Annotated in this window: 17 protein-coding genes and 1 pseudogene; 7 read left to right on the top strand and 11 right to left on the bottom strand. The window is 59.5% G+C overall.

The window, feature by feature from the left end; translation table 11 throughout:
* The first annotated feature begins 33 nt into the window (after window positions 1–33).
* On the top strand, window positions 34–1173 hold the full coding sequence (locus D6860_RS23270) for a tyrosine-type recombinase/integrase (RefSeq protein WP_076626036.1): 1140 nt from the start codon (window positions 34–36) through the stop codon (window positions 1171–1173).
* Between the two features lie 8 nt (window positions 1174–1181).
* On the opposite strand, the gene repC is transcribed toward D6860_RS23270, so the two are convergent.
* The 4 genes and pseudogenes from repC to D6860_RS23250 form a co-directional block, all read right to left on the bottom strand.
* Window positions 1182–2465, bottom strand: coding sequence for a plasmid replication protein RepC (repC, locus tag D6860_RS23265; protein ID WP_076626037.1), 1284 nt, complete (start codon window positions 2463–2465; stop codon window positions 1182–1184).
* A gap of 234 nt (window positions 2466–2699) precedes the next feature.
* Window positions 2700–3743, bottom strand: coding sequence for a ParB N-terminal domain-containing protein (locus D6860_RS23260; protein ID WP_076626038.1), 1044 nt, complete (start codon window positions 3741–3743; stop codon window positions 2700–2702).
* A complete protein-coding gene (locus tag D6860_RS23255; protein WP_172839586.1) occupies window positions 3740–5095 on the bottom strand; it encodes a ParA family protein in 1356 nt (451 codons plus the stop codon). Before D6860_RS23255 ends, D6860_RS23260 begins: the two co-directional genes overlap by 4 nt.
* A gap of 228 nt (window positions 5096–5323) precedes the next feature.
* Window positions 5324–5662 (bottom strand): annotated as a pseudogene (locus tag D6860_RS23250) (DUF736 family protein).
* A gap of 54 nt (window positions 5663–5716) precedes the next feature.
* Between D6860_RS23250 and D6860_RS23245 the strand changes: the two are divergent.
* Window positions 5717–5977 carry a hypothetical protein gene (locus tag D6860_RS23245; RefSeq protein WP_076626039.1) on the top strand — a complete coding sequence of 87 codons (261 nt, stop codon included), beginning with the start codon at window positions 5717–5719 and terminating at the stop codon, window positions 5975–5977.
* Between the two features lie 502 nt (window positions 5978–6479).
* Here the strand turns inward: D6860_RS23245 and D6860_RS23240 are convergent.
* Together D6860_RS23240 and D6860_RS23235 are read right to left on the bottom strand one after the other, a co-directional pair.
* A complete protein-coding gene (locus D6860_RS23240) occupies window positions 6480–6695 on the bottom strand; it encodes a hypothetical protein (RefSeq protein WP_076626040.1) in 216 nt (71 codons plus the stop codon).
* 117 nt (window positions 6696–6812) lie between these two features.
* Window positions 6813–7892: a tyrosine-type recombinase/integrase gene (locus D6860_RS23235; protein WP_083698016.1), complete on the bottom strand. Its 1080-nt coding sequence runs from the start codon at window positions 7890–7892 to the stop codon at window positions 6813–6815.
* 121 nt (window positions 7893–8013) lie between these two features.
* Between D6860_RS23235 and D6860_RS23230 the strand changes: the two genes are divergently transcribed.
* On the top strand, window positions 8014–9117 hold the full coding sequence (locus tag D6860_RS23230; RefSeq protein ID WP_083698017.1) for a helix-turn-helix domain-containing protein: 1104 nt from the start codon (window positions 8014–8016) through the stop codon (window positions 9115–9117).
* A gap of 49 nt (window positions 9118–9166) precedes the next feature.
* Here D6860_RS23230 and D6860_RS23225 read toward each other — a convergent pair whose 3' ends face one another.
* The 4 genes from D6860_RS23225 to D6860_RS23210 all read right to left on the bottom strand — a co-directional run bounded on the left by D6860_RS23225 (window position 9167) and on the right by D6860_RS23210 (window position 12954).
* Complete coding sequence (locus D6860_RS23225; protein ID WP_076626041.1) at window positions 9167–10216, bottom strand: LLM class flavin-dependent oxidoreductase; 1050 nt, start codon at window positions 10214–10216, stop codon at window positions 9167–9169.
* Window positions 10217–10247: 31 nt separating this feature from the next.
* A complete protein-coding gene (locus tag D6860_RS23220; protein WP_076626042.1) occupies window positions 10248–11153 on the bottom strand; it encodes an NADP-dependent oxidoreductase in 906 nt (301 codons plus the stop codon).
* A gap of 92 nt (window positions 11154–11245) precedes the next feature.
* Window positions 11246–12013, bottom strand: coding sequence for an SDR family oxidoreductase (locus tag D6860_RS23215; protein WP_076626043.1), 768 nt, complete (start codon window positions 12011–12013; stop codon window positions 11246–11248).
* A gap of 62 nt (window positions 12014–12075) precedes the next feature.
* Entirely contained in the window at window positions 12076–12954 is an 879-nt protein-coding gene (locus D6860_RS23210) for an SDR family oxidoreductase (RefSeq protein ID WP_076626069.1), read from the bottom strand.
* Window positions 12955–13048: 94 nt separating this feature from the next.
* Here D6860_RS23210 and D6860_RS23205 point away from each other — a divergent pair, with 94 nt between their 5' ends.
* Together D6860_RS23205 and D6860_RS23200 are read left to right on the top strand one after the other, a co-directional pair.
* Window positions 13049–13495 carry a winged helix-turn-helix transcriptional regulator gene (locus tag D6860_RS23205; protein WP_076626044.1) on the top strand — a complete coding sequence of 149 codons (447 nt, stop codon included), beginning with the start codon at window positions 13049–13051 and terminating at the stop codon, window positions 13493–13495.
* A gap of 128 nt (window positions 13496–13623) precedes the next feature.
* Window positions 13624–14820 carry a multidrug effflux MFS transporter gene (locus tag D6860_RS23200; protein ID WP_076626045.1) on the top strand — a complete coding sequence of 399 codons (1197 nt, stop codon included), beginning with the start codon at window positions 13624–13626 and terminating at the stop codon, window positions 14818–14820.
* A 14-nt stretch (window positions 14821–14834) separates the two neighbouring features.
* Here D6860_RS23200 and D6860_RS23195 read toward each other — a convergent pair whose 3' ends face one another.
* On the bottom strand, window positions 14835–15566 hold the full coding sequence (locus D6860_RS23195; RefSeq protein ID WP_229743357.1) for a helix-turn-helix transcriptional regulator: 732 nt from the start codon (window positions 15564–15566) through the stop codon (window positions 14835–14837).
* Between the two features lie 32 nt (window positions 15567–15598).
* Here D6860_RS23195 and D6860_RS23190 point away from each other — a divergent pair, with 32 nt between their 5' ends.
* Both D6860_RS23190 and D6860_RS23185 read left to right on the top strand, forming a co-directional pair.
* A complete protein-coding gene (locus tag D6860_RS23190) occupies window positions 15599–16201 on the top strand; it encodes a superoxide dismutase (RefSeq protein ID WP_076626070.1) in 603 nt (200 codons plus the stop codon).
* Between the two features lie 358 nt (window positions 16202–16559).
* Window positions 16560–17219, top strand: coding sequence for an HAD family hydrolase (locus D6860_RS23185; RefSeq protein WP_076626047.1), 660 nt, complete (start codon window positions 16560–16562; stop codon window positions 17217–17219).
* Window positions 17220–17235: the final 16 nt, after the last annotated feature.

Genomic DNA, 17235 nt, shown 5'->3' with positions numbered 1-17235 from the left:
TAAGTTAGTGTCCACTAATGGAACTAGAACGACATGGGTAGTCTCACAAATAACGGCACCAAAATCGATGGCTCAGACGTCCCTGAGACCGAGATTTCGAGCTCAGCGCCCGACGACACGTCGACCGGCAACGAGCGAGACGAGAGAGCCACATCCGACAGGGCGCCCGTCGCCCTGCCCGCCCATGTCGCAGGCTCCGGCACGCTCGATCGCCTGGTCGACACGGCCCGCGACTACGCTAAGGCATCGACGGCCGAGAACACGAACAAGGCCTACGTGGCCGACTGGAAACATTTTGCCCGCTGGTGCAGGCTCAAGGGGACCGAGCCCCTGCCCCCGTCCAATGAAATGATCGGGCTCTACCTCGCCGATCTGGCTGCCGGGTCGGGGTCCTCCCCTGGCCTGTCTGTCTCGACGATCGAGCGGCGGCTCTCGGGTCTCGCCTGGAACTACGTACAGCGCGGGTTTGCCCTTGACCGCAAAGACCGGCACATTGCCACGGTTCTGGCCGGTATCAAACGGCAGCATGCGCGGCCACCGGTCCAGAAAGAGGCCATTCTTCCGGACGACATCCTCGCCATGGTGGCCACCCTGCCCCACGACCTGCGCGGGCTCCGGGATCGTGCCATCCTGTTGATCGGCTTCGCCGGCGGGCTCCGGCGCTCCGAGATTGTCAGCCTCGATCACGGCAAGGACGATACCCCGGTTTCGGGCGGCTGGATCGAGATCCTCAAGGATGGCGCCGTCCTGACGCTCAATGCCAAGACCGGCTGGCGCGAGGTCGAGGTCGGCCGCGGCTCGTCGGAACAGACCTGCCCCGTTCACGCGCTGGAGCAGTGGCTGCACTTCGCACGCATCGATTTCGGTGCGGTCTTCGTGCGCACCTCGCGGGACGGCAAGAAGGCCCTGGAATCCCGCCTCTCCGACAAGCATGTCGCGCGGCTCATCAAGCAGACCGTGCTGGATGCGGGTATTCGCGCGGACCTGCCGGAGAAGGATCGGCTGGCTCTGTTTTCGGGGCACTCGCTTCGGGCTGGGCTCGCCAGTTCGGCCGAGGTCGATGAGCGCTACATTCAGAAGCAGCTCGGGCACGCCTCGGCCGAGATGACCCGCCGTTATCAGCGTCGGCGCGACAGGTTCCGGGTCAACATGACCAAAGCCGCGGGGCTCTAGGTTCTCCATCACGCCGCCTGCCCGCTCAACCGGCCATAGAAGCTGCGCTCGAGATGCAGCTCCCCTGCCCCGGCCTTCTCGATCATGCCGCGGAGATAGCCGCCCGGCGATGCCACTTCGCCCTTGGCATGCTTGTCGAAGGTCAGGACCAGTGCCGCGGTGGCGATCTGAGGCCCGAGACGATCCTGCGCCAGGTTCCAGGCGTGCTGGGAGACGCCGATCATCGGCCTCAACTGCCCCGCCACCCGGTGCAGATCGCCCCAATCCTTCAGGTATCCGCCCACATTGCGCGCCCAGGACGCGAATTCCGGACAGGCCTGCATCACCGTCGGCAGATCGAGCGCTGCTCCACGTTTCTTGCGCACCTCGGCAACCCAATCTTCCAGCTCCCTGTCCACGCGCTCTTCCGGTGGGGCATTTGGCGCGATGCCGGCCTCTTCCTCTTTTTCAGAGGAATTACTGGTTACAGGATTAAGTTTGGTTGTAGTTAGTATATGAGGTCCGGAAATGACCTCCCTGGGGTTCATTTCTTGAGTCTTCTCGGACACTTCTTCGATGGGCTCCGCCATGTTTTCCACAACCTCATCCGCTCGGACCGCCTTGAGGTAGGCTGCCTCAACCCGCTCCTGCAGCTCCCGAAACCAGTCCATGAGCCTCTCAAGCGTCTCTGACGCCGTGTGGCGGCGTGGAAGCCGCGCCAGGAGATCTTCGAACAGGGTCGTGAGCTGCGTCCAGGGGCCCTTCAGAGCGCCGCTCAGGGCCGCCTCGATCCGCGCCCGGATCATGCGCCGTGAGACGGTGATCTGGCGCTTCAGGCGCTGGCAGAGGGCACGTTCGGCCTGGATCTCGATATGCAGCTGCTCGAACTCCTCTGCACGGGCCGAGAGCGGCGACAGATCGAAGCCATAGGCCTCGATGATGACGCCCTCCTCATCTCTCCGGCCCCACCGTTTGCCATTCGGGCTATCCTTGAAGGAGATCACCCCTGCCTCGACCAGGCGCCGAGCATGACGCTTAAGGGCAGACAGCGAGAAGCCCGTCTGCTCCATCAGATAGGCGTTCGACGCCCAGACGATCGGCCGCCTGCCCTCCTCCCAATCCTGGGTCTGGGTAAACGCCCCGAGTGTGTCGAGGAGCAGGAGGTCGCCGGCTTTGAGGCCGATGTGCGCTCCGACTCGCTTGATTGCCACGAATGCTGTTGATTTGGGTACAGCTACCCGTTCACCGGCTTGGGCGAGCTGCTCCGCTACGCCAAGTCCCGGTGTCGGCTTGCGCCAACCTGTATGTTTCATGGATAGTTCTCGCCTCCTCTGCTTGATGGAGGGCAAAAGAATCCCGTTCGCTCAGGAGCGTTGCTGTTGACAGTGATTCGCCGGAGAACTATCGTGATAGCGACCAAACTAATCTTGATAAGCTCTCAGGCCCTCAGCTTGGGGGCTTTTCTTTTGCCGTTATCTCAAAGCATATCCGCTCCTGTTTCTTACCTCGTTTGGATCGAAGACCACCGTCTCCGCGGCTCCTGCCTCTTACTTCGATCCGTGCTTCTCCAAATACTCAGCGATGACATCACTCAAACCTCTGAGAATGTCCTCATCCAATGTTAGCCCCGTGGCAGCGACCGAGAGCTTCCCGCCCTGCCCTGTAACACTCAATTTCCGCGAACCGATCTTTCGCTGTACCGTGAGTTTCTTTGGGCTCTGCGATTTCTTTTTTGCAGGCTTGGACTGCTTCTCAGTCAGGTTACCAAGAACCTTTTCGAGGTCACGGTGGCTGAGATCGTAGACATCTTTGCACGCGTGCAAAATCTCAGCTCTAGCGGTATAGACAGCGCGACCACGTGATACCGCGCTGTTATGGACACCCACACGGTTGGCGAACTCGGTTGCAGTTATCTTCTCGTCCGGTTTGGCATCTTGTAGCCGCTCAAACATCTCGCCTATCGAAACCAGGCGCTCGAAAGCGCTGAGGTTTTCACGTTCCTCATTCTCCCGGAAGCGCATGAATAGCATCTCGAACTGCTCTTCACGGGAACCCCGAAGGGATTGTGGAACCAGAATGGCGCGGACAGGCAATCCCAAAGCTTCAAGGATCGCATGGCGTCGCCGACCCACGATCAGCTGGAACGTCACGCCTTCTACGTTCTCGGGCTCACGTTCATCCGGTCGCCAATCAGGATCCGCTGGCCGAACATGAATGGGCGTATCTTGACCATTCTTCTCGATACTCTCTTTGAGCTTCTCGAATGCCTCTTGGTCGCGCCAATCTTCACGCCGGTCCGATCCAATCACGTCCACGATCTGAGACGGATCAATCTGCAACTCATGTCGACCCGCGAGAATGCGCTCCACGACCTGCGCGCGCTCAACGTGAAGCATCTGGCTGGCGTCTGAAAGCGCTCCGGCCTTCCAAGCACTGCCAGAGCCGCCCAGTCTTGGCTTAACCCCACCAACCAGTTTCGCTTCGTCTTCGTGAACTTGTTCGCTTGCACCAGATCCAGGAGCCGCAGACACATCCTCATCTGGGCGCGTGGGCTTTTTCTTGAGGACCGAGCTGCTCAGTGTTCGCTTCATTCGGCTTCCTCCTCGAAATTGTAGAAGTTCTGCATCCAATCCTCGGCATAGCCACGCTCAAGACCAGGCCAGAGGCGTGAGACGATGGCGTCATTCACTGCGTCAGCATTCTCGATGAACCTGTTGATTCCTTTTCGCTTGCCTGGAGTATCTGGGTCGTACTCGTAGACGGATTGATAAACGTCCGACGCGTTCGAAATAGCATCAGAGCGAAGATAGAATACCGGCAGCACCTCATCTGGGCAGTTTTCGAGCAGGTTGCCGACCTGTGTGAGGTCTTGCTCATTTGTTCTCTGCACGATCGTGGGCAATAGCATATGTGCCGCACCGCCCATATCGATCCGATCCGTCGCGAAAATGTGGCGCAGCATGGTGAGGAGACCAGTCACAAAGGTGGACAAGGTCGCAATGTCGAAACCCTTCATCGTCTGCGGGATAATCAACGAAGTAGACGCCATCACATTGTTCAGCTGGAACAGTGTCAGCGCAGGCTGATAATCGATAATGATGCAGTCCAAGGTCTCGTTGAGGGCACTTTCAAGCTTCGCTTGGTCGACCCTACCGTTGCTCACCAGTTCATTCGGACGGGTGACCGGTGGATGCCCCTCTTTCCAACGATCTATGGAGTCTCTTAGGAACCTGTAGAACCGCTTTTCCGGGGTTCCCGCTCGCAACAACCTCGCGATCTGAATTTCACCTTCTGAGGTTTCGCCATGCGCAGGTACTAGCCGCACGCCCGGCCAAGAGGTTTTCTTGAAAAACCCGTCAAGCGTCTCCGCATCATAGTCAGTGTAGGGGATGGATTCGTCGGTCTGAAACAGCCCCGCGAAGTCAACCATCGTTGGAGTTTCGTCATCTGGCAAAGTTGGCATTTCTTCGCCGCCGACAAAATAGAGCGTGATCGTGCTCTGGGGGTCAGCGTCCATGACGCCGACTCGCATGCCGTAGTGCAGACTCAGGTACTGAGCGAAGTGCGCAGCACTAAGCGACTTCGCGGTGCCACCTTTCTGACTTGCAAACGAAATGACGGGCAAAGGATCGTCGGGTTTGCGCCAAGCAAGAAAATGCTCAGGCCGCTTTGCTGAGGCAGCCATCAAAGCCCGGATGTGCATCAGCTCCGTTAGGGTGAAAACACGCTCGCGCCCTACATGCTTGCCGGCAGGAAAATCCTCATTATCCTTAGCGAACTTCGTCAGATGCTGATGGCTAATGTTCAGGAAGCGAGCACATTGGCGCATCGACCAAGAGCGCTTGATGCGCTCACGCATCGTCAACTCCTTGTTGACCGAGACCATGGTCCGGCCAAGGCCCCGCTCGAGCTCTTGAAGGAACTGTTCTATACTGCCGCCCATTGCACCGCTCTCATTTCGACTCTCTCACGGAATCGCTCCGAGTTATGAATAGCACGGTTTTTGAGGAAATGTACAGATATTGTACGCCTACAGGATTTCCGGCGCACAATATGGGCTACACCGATTGAAAATACGGACAGCAACTTGAGCCGCCGAGGTGATTTTGCACGCGTGCAAAAACCTCGGAGCCTGGTGCAGCCAGACCGCCGGAGCGGTCTGGCCCTTGGCTTAGGCTGCGTCTTTGGGACCCCAGGGGATGATCGCTTGCAGGGAAAGATCGTCCTGGTTCGCGGCCTTGACGAGGTTGGCGTTGAAGCAGTGGTCGCGGATGGACAGCGTGTATTAGTCGGCGCCGGTCTCCTTGTTCTGCTTCTTCCAGATGCCGCCGCACTCGACCAGCTTGCCGCGCGGGAAGCGGTCGAGGACACGGTGTGTGGGGGCCATCGAGTTCGCGCTCCCGACGGGTTCGACCGTAATGTCGAGATCGAAGGTCAGGGTCGAGAAGGGGCCGGTGCCCTTGGCGGTTTCGATGTCGGCGCTGGTGAATTTGATGCAGTTCGTGGTCAAGGACCAGAGCATCTCATTGAGACGGATTCCAGCTGACTGCCCGTGAGGAGGCCGATGGTGATCTCGAGTACGTCGCCGTGCGAATTCGACTTCGACAGGCCGGAGCAGGGGGCAAAGATGGCTAACGGTCAGGCCGAAGGCGAGCGCAAACTCCGGTATAGCTTTGCCGATCGAGGAGGCCCACCTGAGACCTTCGCCGAAGAAGAGATCGGGTCGCCGCTTGCCGGACCAGAAACGGATTGCGTGGCCCTGAAGCTACCCGAGGATCCGTTTGGGGACCTTGATCGCGGCCAAACTGCCGGCGGACGGGTCTAGTAGGGTGCGCGCACATCCAGCGAACTAGCCGCGATTTGTCGGTGACCATCGCCAGCCGGGCACAGGCCCACTACGGCGAATCAGGATCGTCCTCGCTGTGCTGCAAAGATGCCCGCAAGTGATAGCGAATTAGCTGGACCAAGCCATGTGATCCCACGCCATTGAAAATTGGTCGTGGCCAAATTGCCAAGCACCGGCTTGCCTGCTGCGACGAGTGTCCGTGCCCGCGCTATGCGTTCGAGGATGCTGCGTTCGGAAGTTCTGACTAGTGAGATTCGTGAGGTGCGGTAAGGCCGGGGGGCTTCGCCGAAAACGGAATGAGCGTTTCTGAAGGCGTCCTTAAACGTGCCCAACCTAAGCCGTTCATGCAACATTTCGATCAGGTCTCTTAGCTGCCCGTCACACATCTGCCGGAAGCACGCAATTCTCTGAGAACTGTTACAAAGCCTTGAGCCGACGTCCACCGGCATCGACAACAAGATGCGTCTTCTAAACGCATGGATCACCGGTTTCTGCTGGTTGCCAGTCTCGCGGTTGCTGGCAAAAGCTCTGCTTCGTCCTTGGCGTTCGCGGCCAATTTAATGACGTTCAACTGGCTTGGCTCTAGCTGGTCGAGCGGCATCATCCGGATGTCGACTGCGCCGTCAGGCGCGACCGATCTGGTGATTTCGCTCTTCTTCGCAGTGGAAGACTTCGAGTGGTTTGTGGTCTTAGCCATGGCAAGGGACCTTGAGGCCGGACCCGGAAGAGACTCTCTCTATCCTTTTAAGCCCAGCACCAGGGCTTCCCTTTCACTAGCTCTCGGCAACGACAGAACATGTCGTCGATTGACCATTTAATCGAGCAGCTCACTCGCTGGGTTCTCCGCGACATCGACATCATCGTAGTATTTCTGCGCCTGTATTGGCGAACGATGCAGGGACAGACGCATTGCGGAGGGCAGGGGGGTGCCGGCAAGAGCGGCTTGCGTCAGGAAACCAGAGCGAAGCCCGTGTGGAGACGCAAAGCTCCTATCCAGGCCAGAGTCTTCCAGAAGTCGCTTGACGATCTGATTGACCGCAGCATCCGACAACCGCTTCTTGCCCAGCGCACCCGTGCGGGTGATCCGGCGGAACAGCGGCCCGTCTTCAATCTCGGCCGCGTCGATCCAGGCGACGAGCGCCCGGGCGGCGCGGCCCTTGAGCACGAGTTTCGGCGTGTTGCCTGCGTCGGTCGTCTTGGTGCTGGGCAACTGTATCCAGACGATACCCGAAGCATCAAACGCCTCCAGATCAATGTCGCCGCGATCGAGGCTGACAATCTCCGACCGGCGGCGACCACCCGAAGCCCAGCCGAGCATCAAGATGGCGCGATCACGAATGCCGCGAAGACCGGGACCTGCTGCCTCGGCGAGTTGCAACAACAAATCTCTCGTGATCGGATGAGCCGATTTCGGGGCAGGGGGCCTTGCCGCGGCTTTACGCGCCTTCGCACGGGCCTGTCGCACGAGCGGCGCCTCGAAGGGCGAGGCAAAGTTGCGCATGCGGTGAAAAGCCCGCCAGGAGGCAATGCGCCGGTCCAGCGTCGAGGGGGCAGGGCAGCTAAGGCTCTTGCGCAGCCCCATGGCGATCAACGCTCGCGCAACCTCACCGGCCTTCCGCGCATCGTTGCTCAGATCGCGACTGTGATCGAGGATGAAGCGCAGCGCGACATCTTCGCTTTCGGGCCATGCCAACGCCGGTTCATCAGCAAAGCGCATTTTCTTCCAGGCCGAGAGATAGATCAGATCCCGTTCATAGGCCCGCCGCGTGTTTTCAGGCGTGCCGCGCGCATAGAGGTCATTGAGCGCTTCGCGGTCTTCTGCGTCGAGACGCGGAACCGGGTAGGGCAGGGGGCTCTCTCTCGTCGCGCTGAGTGTTTTTGGCCGTGGTTTCATGCACTGAGAGTGACGAGAATGGCTGTTTCTGTCAACATTCGATAATTGTATCTTATCGTATGTTGGATTGCACCCCTTAAAACCCTTGAGTGGTGTTCATTAGGCATCTATTTTGCACATTATGCAGAGGCAACACTTTATTATCCGAGCTGATGACGAAGAGACCGAACGCGGTATCTACGATCCTGAGCCACTTCAAGATGAAGATCTCTGGTTCATGCCCGCGCCGGGTGGGGAGAACGCAAACGACCTTGCGCCGCCGCTGCCCCGGGCCGATCGCTCCAGGCTCATCAATGTCGACACATGGCGGAAGGCGGAAGCCAGTCTCGCCGTGCCGCTGGCTCAGGTCGCCGCGAAGCTTGGGGCCCTCGATGAACGTTTGCGGCGGGCTCCAGAGGGCTGGCGGCACCGGTTGGCTCTAATCGAAGCGTCCGGGTTGAGCTGGCTCGGGACCGAACGGATCTCGGCCGAGCGCCTGTCACTTTGGCGGGCCATGCGGCTCAGTGGCATTCAGGAGGACAACCGGGCTCTAGCACGCGCCGATTGGGCTTGTCGTCGCCTGACGGAGGGGCCAATGCCCGACGTGACGTCCGCCGAGAGCATCATGGACTTCCTTGGTCGTCAGGAACCCCTTGAGACGGATGATGTTCAGCATCCCTCTGGCGAGCCGATTGGGGAACAGCTTGCCGCATGGTGCGAAGAAATGGAAAGGGCGCGGGACTTCCATCCGATCAGTCAAGCCGCGTTCGGTCTGTTCCTGTGGGGACCAGCTGGCCTGCTAGCACATGTGCAAGGTGCCGAGATGGAGGCGGCGGTTTTGGCAGCGAGGCTTGCGACTAGTGGGCTGACAGGCGGGGCAGTATTCCTGCCGCTGGCGGGTGGCGGGTTGTCAAGGCTGCGTCGCGCCGGAAATCCGCAAGAGCGGCTTCGGCAATTTTTGGACGGGGCAGGGGCGGCGACATTGGCGGCGTTGCGTCATCTCGATCAGCTCGAGGCCTGGCAGGGCAGGGCAGAGCAAGCGTTGCAAGGCCGGTCGGGTCGTACACCGAAGCGATTGATTGAGGTTCTAACAGAATGGCCGCTGGTTTCCGCGCCGATGGCCGAAGCAATAACCGGGGCCAGCCGGGCGGCCCTTCAACGCAATCTCAATGATATGGCTCAGATGGGACTCATCCGCGAAATCACCGGGCAGGGCCGATACAGAGTGTGGTGTGCACTTGTATAAAAGGTGTTCCCTGGAACGAACCCCGGGCCTGACTGCCAAATCCGAAGGCCTAACCGGCCGCCTTCGCGAGCCCCCTGCGTATTTCCGGAATGACGTTTGCGCCGAGAATCTCGATGGCCTCCAGCATGGATCGGTGGTCGATAACGCCCACACCGAATTGAAGCAGGATCCGGTCAAAACGCAAGACCTCATGTGCGGCGAGAATTTTCTCGGACAATTGCGAGGGGCCACCGGTAAAATAGCCGCCATTGGGACCGGAAAACTTCTCGAACATCTCGCGGCTCTGCATGGGCATGCCGCGTTCGCGGCCGAGTTTTCCCATCTTCGCCGAATGCGCTGGATAGTAGATGTCCAGCGCGGATTTCATGCTGTTATGCACAAAACCATGGGCTGTCAGCGATGTCTTCAGGCGCGATGCCCTATGGCCCGCCTCATGCCCGGCCTGGTGATAAAGCTGGAACATTGGCGCGACACGTTTCCATTCGCCGCCCAGAATCAATGCCATCGCCATCGGCAGTCCCATGGTGCCGGCCCGCATGGCCGATTGCGGCGTGCCGCCAACCCCCAGCCAGATCGGCAGTTGCAGCTGAACCGGCCGCGGATAAACACCGAGCCCATCGAGAGGCTGGGTGTGGGCGCTCCCCGGCCAGTTTGCGTGCTCGGCCTTGTTGATCTCCAACAGCATGTGCAGCTTTTCGATGAACAGATCATCGTAGTCGTTCATGTCATAGCCAAAGAGTGGGAAGGATTCAGAGAACGCCCCCCGCCCGGCGATGATTTCGGCGCGACCATCGCTCAGTCCATCCAGCGTGGCGAATTGCTGAAACACCCGCACCGGGTCATCGGAACTGAGAACCGAGACCGTGCTGGTAAAGCGGATGCGCTTTGTCTGTGTCGCCGCGGCGGCGAGGGCAACCGCGATCGAGGAGACGGCGTAATCGTCCCGGTGATGTTCGCCGAGTCCGTAGACATCAACCCCGACCTGATCGGCCAGAGTGATCTCTTCGACGATGTTGCGCAGGCGTTCGGGCGCGCCAACGACCTGCCCGGTAACCGGGTTGGGACCTATATCGCCAAAGGTAAAAAGCCCGATTTCCATTGCGGTTCGCTCGATTGTTCCAGGGTCCGGCTCAGCTTATCGCAATAATGAGCTTGCCGGTTACACGGCCCTCAGCGCTGAGTTCATGGGCTGGGCCGACCTGATCCAGGGGGAAGGTTTTTTCGATGCGTAGATCCAACGCGCCCTCGGAGTAGAGCCGCGCTGCCTCCTGTAGCGCCTGTTCCGGCTGTGCCTGCGGGGTGGGCGAGAATTGGGCACCATGTTCGGGGGCGGAGAAATCGACGATTGAGATAACCCGCGACGCCTCGCCGGTGATTTGGATCAGTTCGGGAATGTTGCCCGCGCCGACGAGGTCGAGGGTCGCGTCGATCCCTTCTGGCGCAAGGGTCTTCAGCCGGTCGGCGAGCCCCGGCTCGTAAGTGGTCGGCGTTGCTCCGAGACCGCTCAGATAGTCATGCTTGGCTTCGCTGGCTGTGCCGATGACGGTGATCCCGCGCGCCTTAGCGACCTGGACCGCAACCGAACCGACGCCGCCAGCCGCGCCGGAAATCAGGATCGTCTCGCCCGCCTTGGCTCCGACATAGTCGAGGCTGCGAATGGCGGTCTCCGAAGCGACTGTCATCCCGCCAGCCACGTCAAAGGGCATCGCATCAGGTTTGGCCGTCCAGTAGTTCAGCACTGCATAGTCCGCGAATGTGCCGATACCTGCACCAAAGACGGCATCGCCCACGGCCACGCCGCTCACGCCTTCACCAACCTCATCGACCATTCCGGCGGCTTCGAACCCCACGCCAGCGGGAAACTCAACGGGCATGAAATCCTTGAAATACCCGGCCCGGATCTTCCACTCCGCCGGATTTACCCCGGCTGCGCGGACGGCAATCCGCACCTGGCCGGGCCCCGCATGGGGTTCGTCGACTTCGACCAGTTCAAGGACTTCAGGTCCGCCAAACTCATTGAATTTGATTGCTTTCATTGCCGTCTTCCTTAATTTACCCGCGAGCGGGACTATCTATTTCTATGTGGTTTGCCGGGTCGGCATTTTGTCAACTTTGACCCGTAGGCCTTTCACCCGGGGTAGACTTTCAGCGCGACCAGGGTCTCCAACATCTGGCTCTTTTCGTAGGAAACGAAATCGACGCCGGTCACTGCCGGACCGGCAGCGATTGCGGCGGAAACCAGCCCGACTTCCCCATTCGCAACCCAGTTCGGATCAACGTGTTCGCGTGCACGTGTAACCACTGGGCCAAGGACCTGCGACGTAACGCGAAGCCGGTCACCAAGTTCAGCGGTCAGCACCTTGCGCATCATCAAAAGCGCCGCCTGCTGCATGTTGATAATCGACGCGCCGGGCACCGGCATCTGGGCGCTTCCCCCGAGGATCAACTGGTAGGTTCCAGATTGCGGCAGATGGGGAACCCAAGCGCGAACCGTCGCGACATGGGCGCTACTTACGCTGACAAAGAAGCTCTGCCAGTCTTCGTCCGAGATTTCCCACAGGGGGTTTTTCTGCCACCATCCGCCGATCGAAGCAACGATATCCGTAACCGGGCCGAATTCACTAATGACGAGCTTGGCCATCTCCTCAGCGTCTTCGAAGCTGGCGGAGTCGCCGGATACAAAATCCACCCTTCCCGGACCTTCGAGATCCGAAAGGATGCCTCGCAGCTCATCGATCTTGCGATCGGTTCTGGACGGAACGACGACATGTGCACCAGATTTCACCCATGCGCGAATAATCCCCTCGTCAACATCTCCGGTTCCTCCGGCAATGACCACACGGCGGTGACCTAGATCGGGATAACGGGCTTTTGCCAAATCAATAATCTCAGCCAAATTGAGCACTCCTGTTGCTCGTAGCAGTCAGGCAAGGCCCGATGCTTGTTCGAGTTATTCGTTCAAAGTGCCTTCACAGTGGCACGCACCGTTTCGGTCCAGGGGGTTGTCGGGCGCCCGATCAACTTTTGAAGCGTGTGGCTTTCATCCTTCAGCGCACCCTTGGCTGCATTGGCGTCGCTGTCGGCAAGCAGCGCGGCAATCGGGGCGGGCAGGCCGGCGCCTTCCAAAGCGCCAGCAAATTCCGCCTCGCTCATGTTGACATAGGCGACGGGCTTTCCGGCCGCCGCAGAGATCACCTCGACAAACTCGGCCATCGTGTAGCTTTCGTCCCCGGCCAACTCGTAGATCGCCCCGGACTGAATGGTATCGGCGGCCAAAACGGCAACGTCGCCTTCTGCATAGTCCTGACGGGTCGCGCTAGAGAACAGCCCGTCGCCAGCCGCGCCGAGATAGGCCCCATGTTCGAGCGCGGGCGGGATCGAAGCCGTCTGGTTCTCGGTATACCAGCCATGGCGCAGGAAGGCGTGAGGCAGGCCGGAGGCCTTGATCGCCGCTTCGGTTTCGCGATGGTCGGCGGCAAGTCCGATGCTGTTCGTCTCGGCCCTGAGAACCGAGGTATAGGCAAGAAAGCCAACACCGGCCGCCACAGCGGCATCAACCGCATTCTTGTGTTGCTCGGCACGTCTGCCCATTTCGGAAGCAGAGATCAGGAGCAGCCGGTCGATGCCCTGAAAGGCCTGCTCGAGCGATGCGCGGTCGTCGTAGTCGCCGATGCGCACTTCAACGCCGTGCCCTTCCAGAGCGGCAGCCGCGTCGGGTCTACGCACAAGGGCCACGACGTTCTTGGCCGGAACCTTGCCGACCAGTTCGGCAACGACAAGCGCGCCGAGTTGGCCCGATGCACCTGTGACGAGGTATTTTGCCGTCTGATCCGCCATGAACATGTCCTTTACTTTGATTCTGGTATACATATGAGGTATGGTCTCTTTCAGTTACCTACTATTGCTCAGCATTGGAAGAAGGCAGTTGCAAATGACCAGGGAACACCAAAGTAACCCTGCTGATGTGCTCGGTGACCTCATCAAGCATTTCGAGACCAGTCCGGAAGGCGGCATTGATACGGCAAGTTGTCCGGTCCGCGATGTGCTGGACCGTATCGGAGACAAATGGTCGGTTCTGATCCTGACGCTGCTCGCTCGTGAGCCAAAGAGGTTCAGCGCATTGAACAGGGTTGTCGGTGACATCTCCAAGAGGATGCTGACCCAGACGCTGCGCTCGCTGCAGCGCGATGGGCTGGTTGAGCGGACCGTCTACCCGACGACACCGCCGATGGTCGATTATCGTCTGACGGATCTTGGCCGGTCCGCGCTCGAACCTCTGGCCGGGCTGATTGTCTGGGCCGACCGAAGCCATGACCAGATCCGCCAGGCGCGTGAGGCGTTTGACCATAAGGGAGAGGATATGCCCCTGGTTTCCTAGGGTCCGGGCCCCTGCCTTCAATGACCTGTCAGGTTTGTCACGGTCGACACGCCGGATGAGCCAGTCCTCGGGTCAACACATATGTCGATCGGCCCAAACGAATGGGCAGCCTTGGAAAGGTTCCTTTCATGCGCAGTTTCTATCTCACAGCCCTCGTCCTGGGCCTGCTGACTGCGGTCGGCCCGCTGGCGATCAACATGTATCTGCCCGCGCTTCCAGTCATCGAGGATGTCTTTGACACCGACACGGTGACCGTTCAGCTAAGCCTTCTTTCGTTCTTTGTCTCCATGTCACTGGCTCAGCTCATCTATGGCCCGCTTTCGGACATGTTCGGCCGCAGGCTGCCGCTATTCATCGGTCTGACACTCTATCTGCTGGGGGCGGTCGGTTCCGCGCTGGCCCCGGACATTCAATGGCTGATCGCCGCGCGTGCGCTTCAGGGGCTGGGCGCAGCAGCGGGAATGGTGATCGCGCGTGCCGTCATTCGAGATCTCTATACCGGCCCTCAGGCCGCGCAGCTCATGGCCACGCTAATGCTGGTGGTCAGTATTGCGCCGGTCCTCGCTCCGCTGGCGGGAAGCGCTGCGCTCGCCGCAGGTGGTTGGCGCACGATCTTCTGGTCGATGGCGGCGGCGGCCATCGCGGCGCTTGTGCTTCTGACCACCGCGCTCAAGGAAACCCGCCCCCCCGAACAGCGCGGCGACAGCAGCCTTGCACGCTCGCTCCGGGACTACGCAAGCCTTCTGCGCGAACCGAGGTTTCTCGGCATCGTCTTTGTTGGTGCATTCGGGTTGGCCAGCTTCATGGCCTATGTGGCGAACTCGTCCTTCATCCTGATCGAGTACTATGGACTGAGCCCGACGCAATACAGCCTCGCCTTTTCGATCAACGCCGCAGGGTTTATCGGCGTCGCCCAACTCAACGGGTATCTGAGCCGACGCTTCGGGCTAGGGCCGATGATCCGGTTTGCGACGGCGGCGAATGTGGCTGTCATGCTGCTGCTGCTGATCACGGAACTGGTCGGGATCGCAACGCTGCCGGTGATGATTGTTCTGCTTCTATGCGGCTATGCGTTTCTGGGTCTCGTCGTGCCGGGCACGGCGGTGCTCGCTCTGGAAGATCATGGAGAAAAAGCCGGAACGGCGTCAGCGCTGATGGGTGCACTGCAATTCATGACGGCGACGGTCATGATCGGGATTGCGGGCGCATTCTTTGACGGCACGCCCATTCCGATGATCGTGGCCATCGCAGCCTGTTCCGTGATCGCTTTTGCTCTGGCGATGCTTTCTGTACCTCGAAAGGAGGCGCAGATCCCCGCTGAATAGGGTGTCGGCGCCGGTCAGGCTGCGCCTGCGGCCACCTTCCCGATCCGGTAGGTGCAACGGCGGCCACCTCTCACAATATGCTCGACCCTCTCGATGGCGGTACCAGGGCCCAGAACCTGCTCAAAAACCGCCTGTTCGGACCGGCAGAAACCTTGACAGAAACGCGCGGCAGCGCAGATCGGGCAGTGGTTTTCGACAAATAGGAACGTCCCGTCACCGGCATCCTCGAAACTCGCCATATAGCCTTCGTCAGAGCGCAGTTCAGCCAGTCTGGCGACGCGCTCCTTCAGGCTGCCGCATCCCACCATCGCGGCTTCGTATTGTGCCCGTGTCCTAGTCTCTCTGGCCGAGATAACCCGATCCAGGGCCTCCGCACCCAACTCATCCTGAATGCTGCTCAGGATTTCAACGGTTAGCCCGGCGTGGGTATTCGGAAACCGTGCCTGCCCCTTTTCGGACAGGTGCCAGTAGGTCGATGGACGGCCTCGGCTCGCACTGCGCCGCTCTTCGCGGACCAGCCCGTCATTCGAGAGCTTCATGAGCTGCTGGCGCGCGCCCTCACCGGTGATCCCAAGCCGTTCGCCGATCTGCGACGAGGTCAACGCGCCCTGCATCTTCAGGGTCATCAGGATGCGATCCGACGGCGCACGTGGTGCATCCGGGTATTTTTCCAAGTGATCGCTTGACATATTGGCCGGATTGTTTTTCAAAGTCTTCACTTGTTTAATTACCCGCTCACGTACCATGACGCAAGCCGGACCCGATAAGGAGAGACATGATGGCCTTTGAATTGCCCGCCCTAACCTACGACCACGCAGCCCTTGCCGCGCGGGGGATGAGCCAGGAAACGTTGGAATTGCATCACGACAAGCACCATCAGGCCTACGTAACCGCGCTCAACGGCTTTGTGGACGCGAACGCCGACCTGCAAGGCAAGACACTGGAAGAAATCATCGCGCTCACCTATGGCGATGCCGATCGTGCGCCCGTGTTCAACAATGCGGGCCAACACTGGAACCACATTCATTTCTGGAACGCACTTTCGCCTGTGGGTGGCGGCATCCCGGGTAAACTCGAAGGCAAGATTGTCGATGCCTTCGGTTCGGTCGAGCAATTCAAGGCCGATTTCAAGACCGCAGCCAACGGTCAGTTCGGCTCCGGCTGGGCGTGGCTGATCCAGAAATCTGATGGCACATTGGCCGTCACCAAAACACCGAACGGCGTGAACCCGCTGGCTACAGGAGAGGGCACGACGCTGCTGGGCCTCGATGTCTGGGAACACAGCTACTACGTCGACTTCCGCAACCGGCGGCCCGACTATGTGACCAACTTCCTCGACAACCTGGCGAATTACGAATTTGCCGAAGCCAACCTCGCCTGAACGCGAGTCGGTCTCGGCGTCGGGGCCCAGTTTGAAACAGGCTTTCTGCGTTCCGAGTCGGCTCGACAATTCGATGCGTATCGGCCATTTCTTGATCTCAAACTCAAGAGAAGACCAAGTGAATACTCTTCTCGGATCTCACGTCAGACTTATGTAGGGCCTCCTTCAGTTGCCTTCCTCAAAAAAAGGCCTGGGGACAGCCGGCTCAAGCGAAGGAGAGTCACCAATTAGTGACCTAGCGACGGCGCATGGCAGAACGTTTGGAGGTGGGTGACACCGGGTGTAGCGCGGCTTATAGCATGAAATCGTCCAAGCAGTTTGGGCGATTATTCTCAAACAAGGAGGACGGGAACTGGATTTGCCAATTTCGCGACGCGCACCGAAACTCGTGATTTTTGACTGTGACGGTGTGCTCGTAGACTCCGAGCCGACCTTCAATCGCGTGCTGCACGCTTATTTGCTTTCGACTGGCGCAAGCTTGTCACTCGTTGAATGCCACGGCTTGTTCGTCGGCAAGAGCAGACATGATGTCGAACGTTATGTGAGCGAAAGGGGATTGCGCCTTCCTGCGAAATGGCCACACGACTTCTACGACAGAGTTCTCGAAGCCCTCGGAAAAGAGGTCGAGCCGATCCCGGGCGCCCGTGAGGCGGTGACGTTGATTTCGTCGGCTGGCATTCCGCTCTGCGTAGCCTCAAATGGGCTTCTGGCAAAGATGCGTGTCACACTGGAACGGGCGGGGCTGCTTCCCTGGTTCGAAGGAAATATGTTTTCGGCTTATGATGTCGGCGCCAGCAAACCCGCGCCCGATGTGTTTTTGCATGCGGCCGAAATGAATGGCGTTGCGCCAGAGGATTGCGTGGTAGTCGAAGATAGCATGAGCGGATTCGAGGCGGCCTCCAACGCTGCGATGACCTGTTTTGCCTACCTCCCGAAGACAGCTTTGAATCCAGAGAACGTCTTCGGTGCGCGACGGCTAACCGATATGGCTGACCTGCCGAAACTGTTGGGGCTTTGAGTGGTCAATCCATAGA

The sequence above is a fragment of the Salipiger sp. D13 genome (assembly GCF_003703915.1).
Classification (GTDB): Bacteria; Pseudomonadota; Alphaproteobacteria; order Rhodobacterales; family Rhodobacteraceae; genus Salipiger; species Salipiger profundus.
This window is presented reverse-complemented; position numbering and strand designations above follow the sequence as displayed.

Excerpts from the sequence above, each read along its gene's own strand:
- D6860_RS23240 (WP_076626040.1), bottom strand. The coding sequence starts at position 6,695 with ATGGCTAAGACCACAAACCACTCGAAGTCTTCCACTGCGAAGAAGAGC.
- D6860_RS23205 (WP_076626044.1), top strand. The coding sequence starts at position 13,049 with ATGACCAGGGAACACCAAAGTAACCCTGCTGATGTGCTCGGTGACCTC.
- D6860_RS23270 (WP_076626036.1), top strand. The coding sequence starts at position 34 with ATGGGTAGTCTCACAAATAACGGCACCAAAATCGATGGCTCAGACGTC.
- D6860_RS23260 (WP_076626038.1), bottom strand. The coding sequence starts at position 3,743 with ATGAAGCGAACACTGAGCAGCTCGGTCCTCAAGAAAAAGCCCACGCGC.
- D6860_RS23235 (WP_083698016.1), bottom strand. The coding sequence starts at position 7,892 with ATGAAACCACGGCCAAAAACACTCAGCGCGACGAGAGAGAGCCCCCTG.
- D6860_RS23190 (WP_076626070.1), top strand. The coding sequence starts at position 15,599 with ATGGCCTTTGAATTGCCCGCCCTAACCTACGACCACGCAGCCCTTGCC.
- D6860_RS23200 (WP_076626045.1), top strand. The coding sequence starts at position 13,624 with ATGCGCAGTTTCTATCTCACAGCCCTCGTCCTGGGCCTGCTGACTGCG.
- D6860_RS23245 (WP_076626039.1), top strand. The coding sequence starts at position 5,717 with ATGGTGATCTCGAGTACGTCGCCGTGCGAATTCGACTTCGACAGGCCG.
- D6860_RS23220 (WP_076626042.1), bottom strand. The coding sequence starts at position 11,153 with ATGAAAGCAATCAAATTCAATGAGTTTGGCGGACCTGAAGTCCTTGAA.
- D6860_RS23230 (WP_083698017.1), top strand. The coding sequence starts at position 8,014 with ATGCAGAGGCAACACTTTATTATCCGAGCTGATGACGAAGAGACCGAA.
- D6860_RS23195 (WP_229743357.1), bottom strand. The coding sequence starts at position 15,566 with ATGGTACGTGAGCGGGTAATTAAACAAGTGAAGACTTTGAAAAACAAT.
- repC (WP_076626037.1), bottom strand. The coding sequence starts at position 2,465 with ATGAAACATACAGGTTGGCGCAAGCCGACACCGGGACTTGGCGTAGCG.
- D6860_RS23210 (WP_076626069.1), bottom strand. The coding sequence starts at position 12,954 with ATGGCGGATCAGACGGCAAAATACCTCGTCACAGGTGCATCGGGCCAA.
- D6860_RS23225 (WP_076626041.1), bottom strand. The coding sequence starts at position 10,216 with ATGGAAATCGGGCTTTTTACCTTTGGCGATATAGGTCCCAACCCGGTT.
- D6860_RS23255 (WP_172839586.1), bottom strand. The coding sequence starts at position 5,095 with ATGGGCGGCAGTATAGAACAGTTCCTTCAAGAGCTCGAGCGGGGCCTT.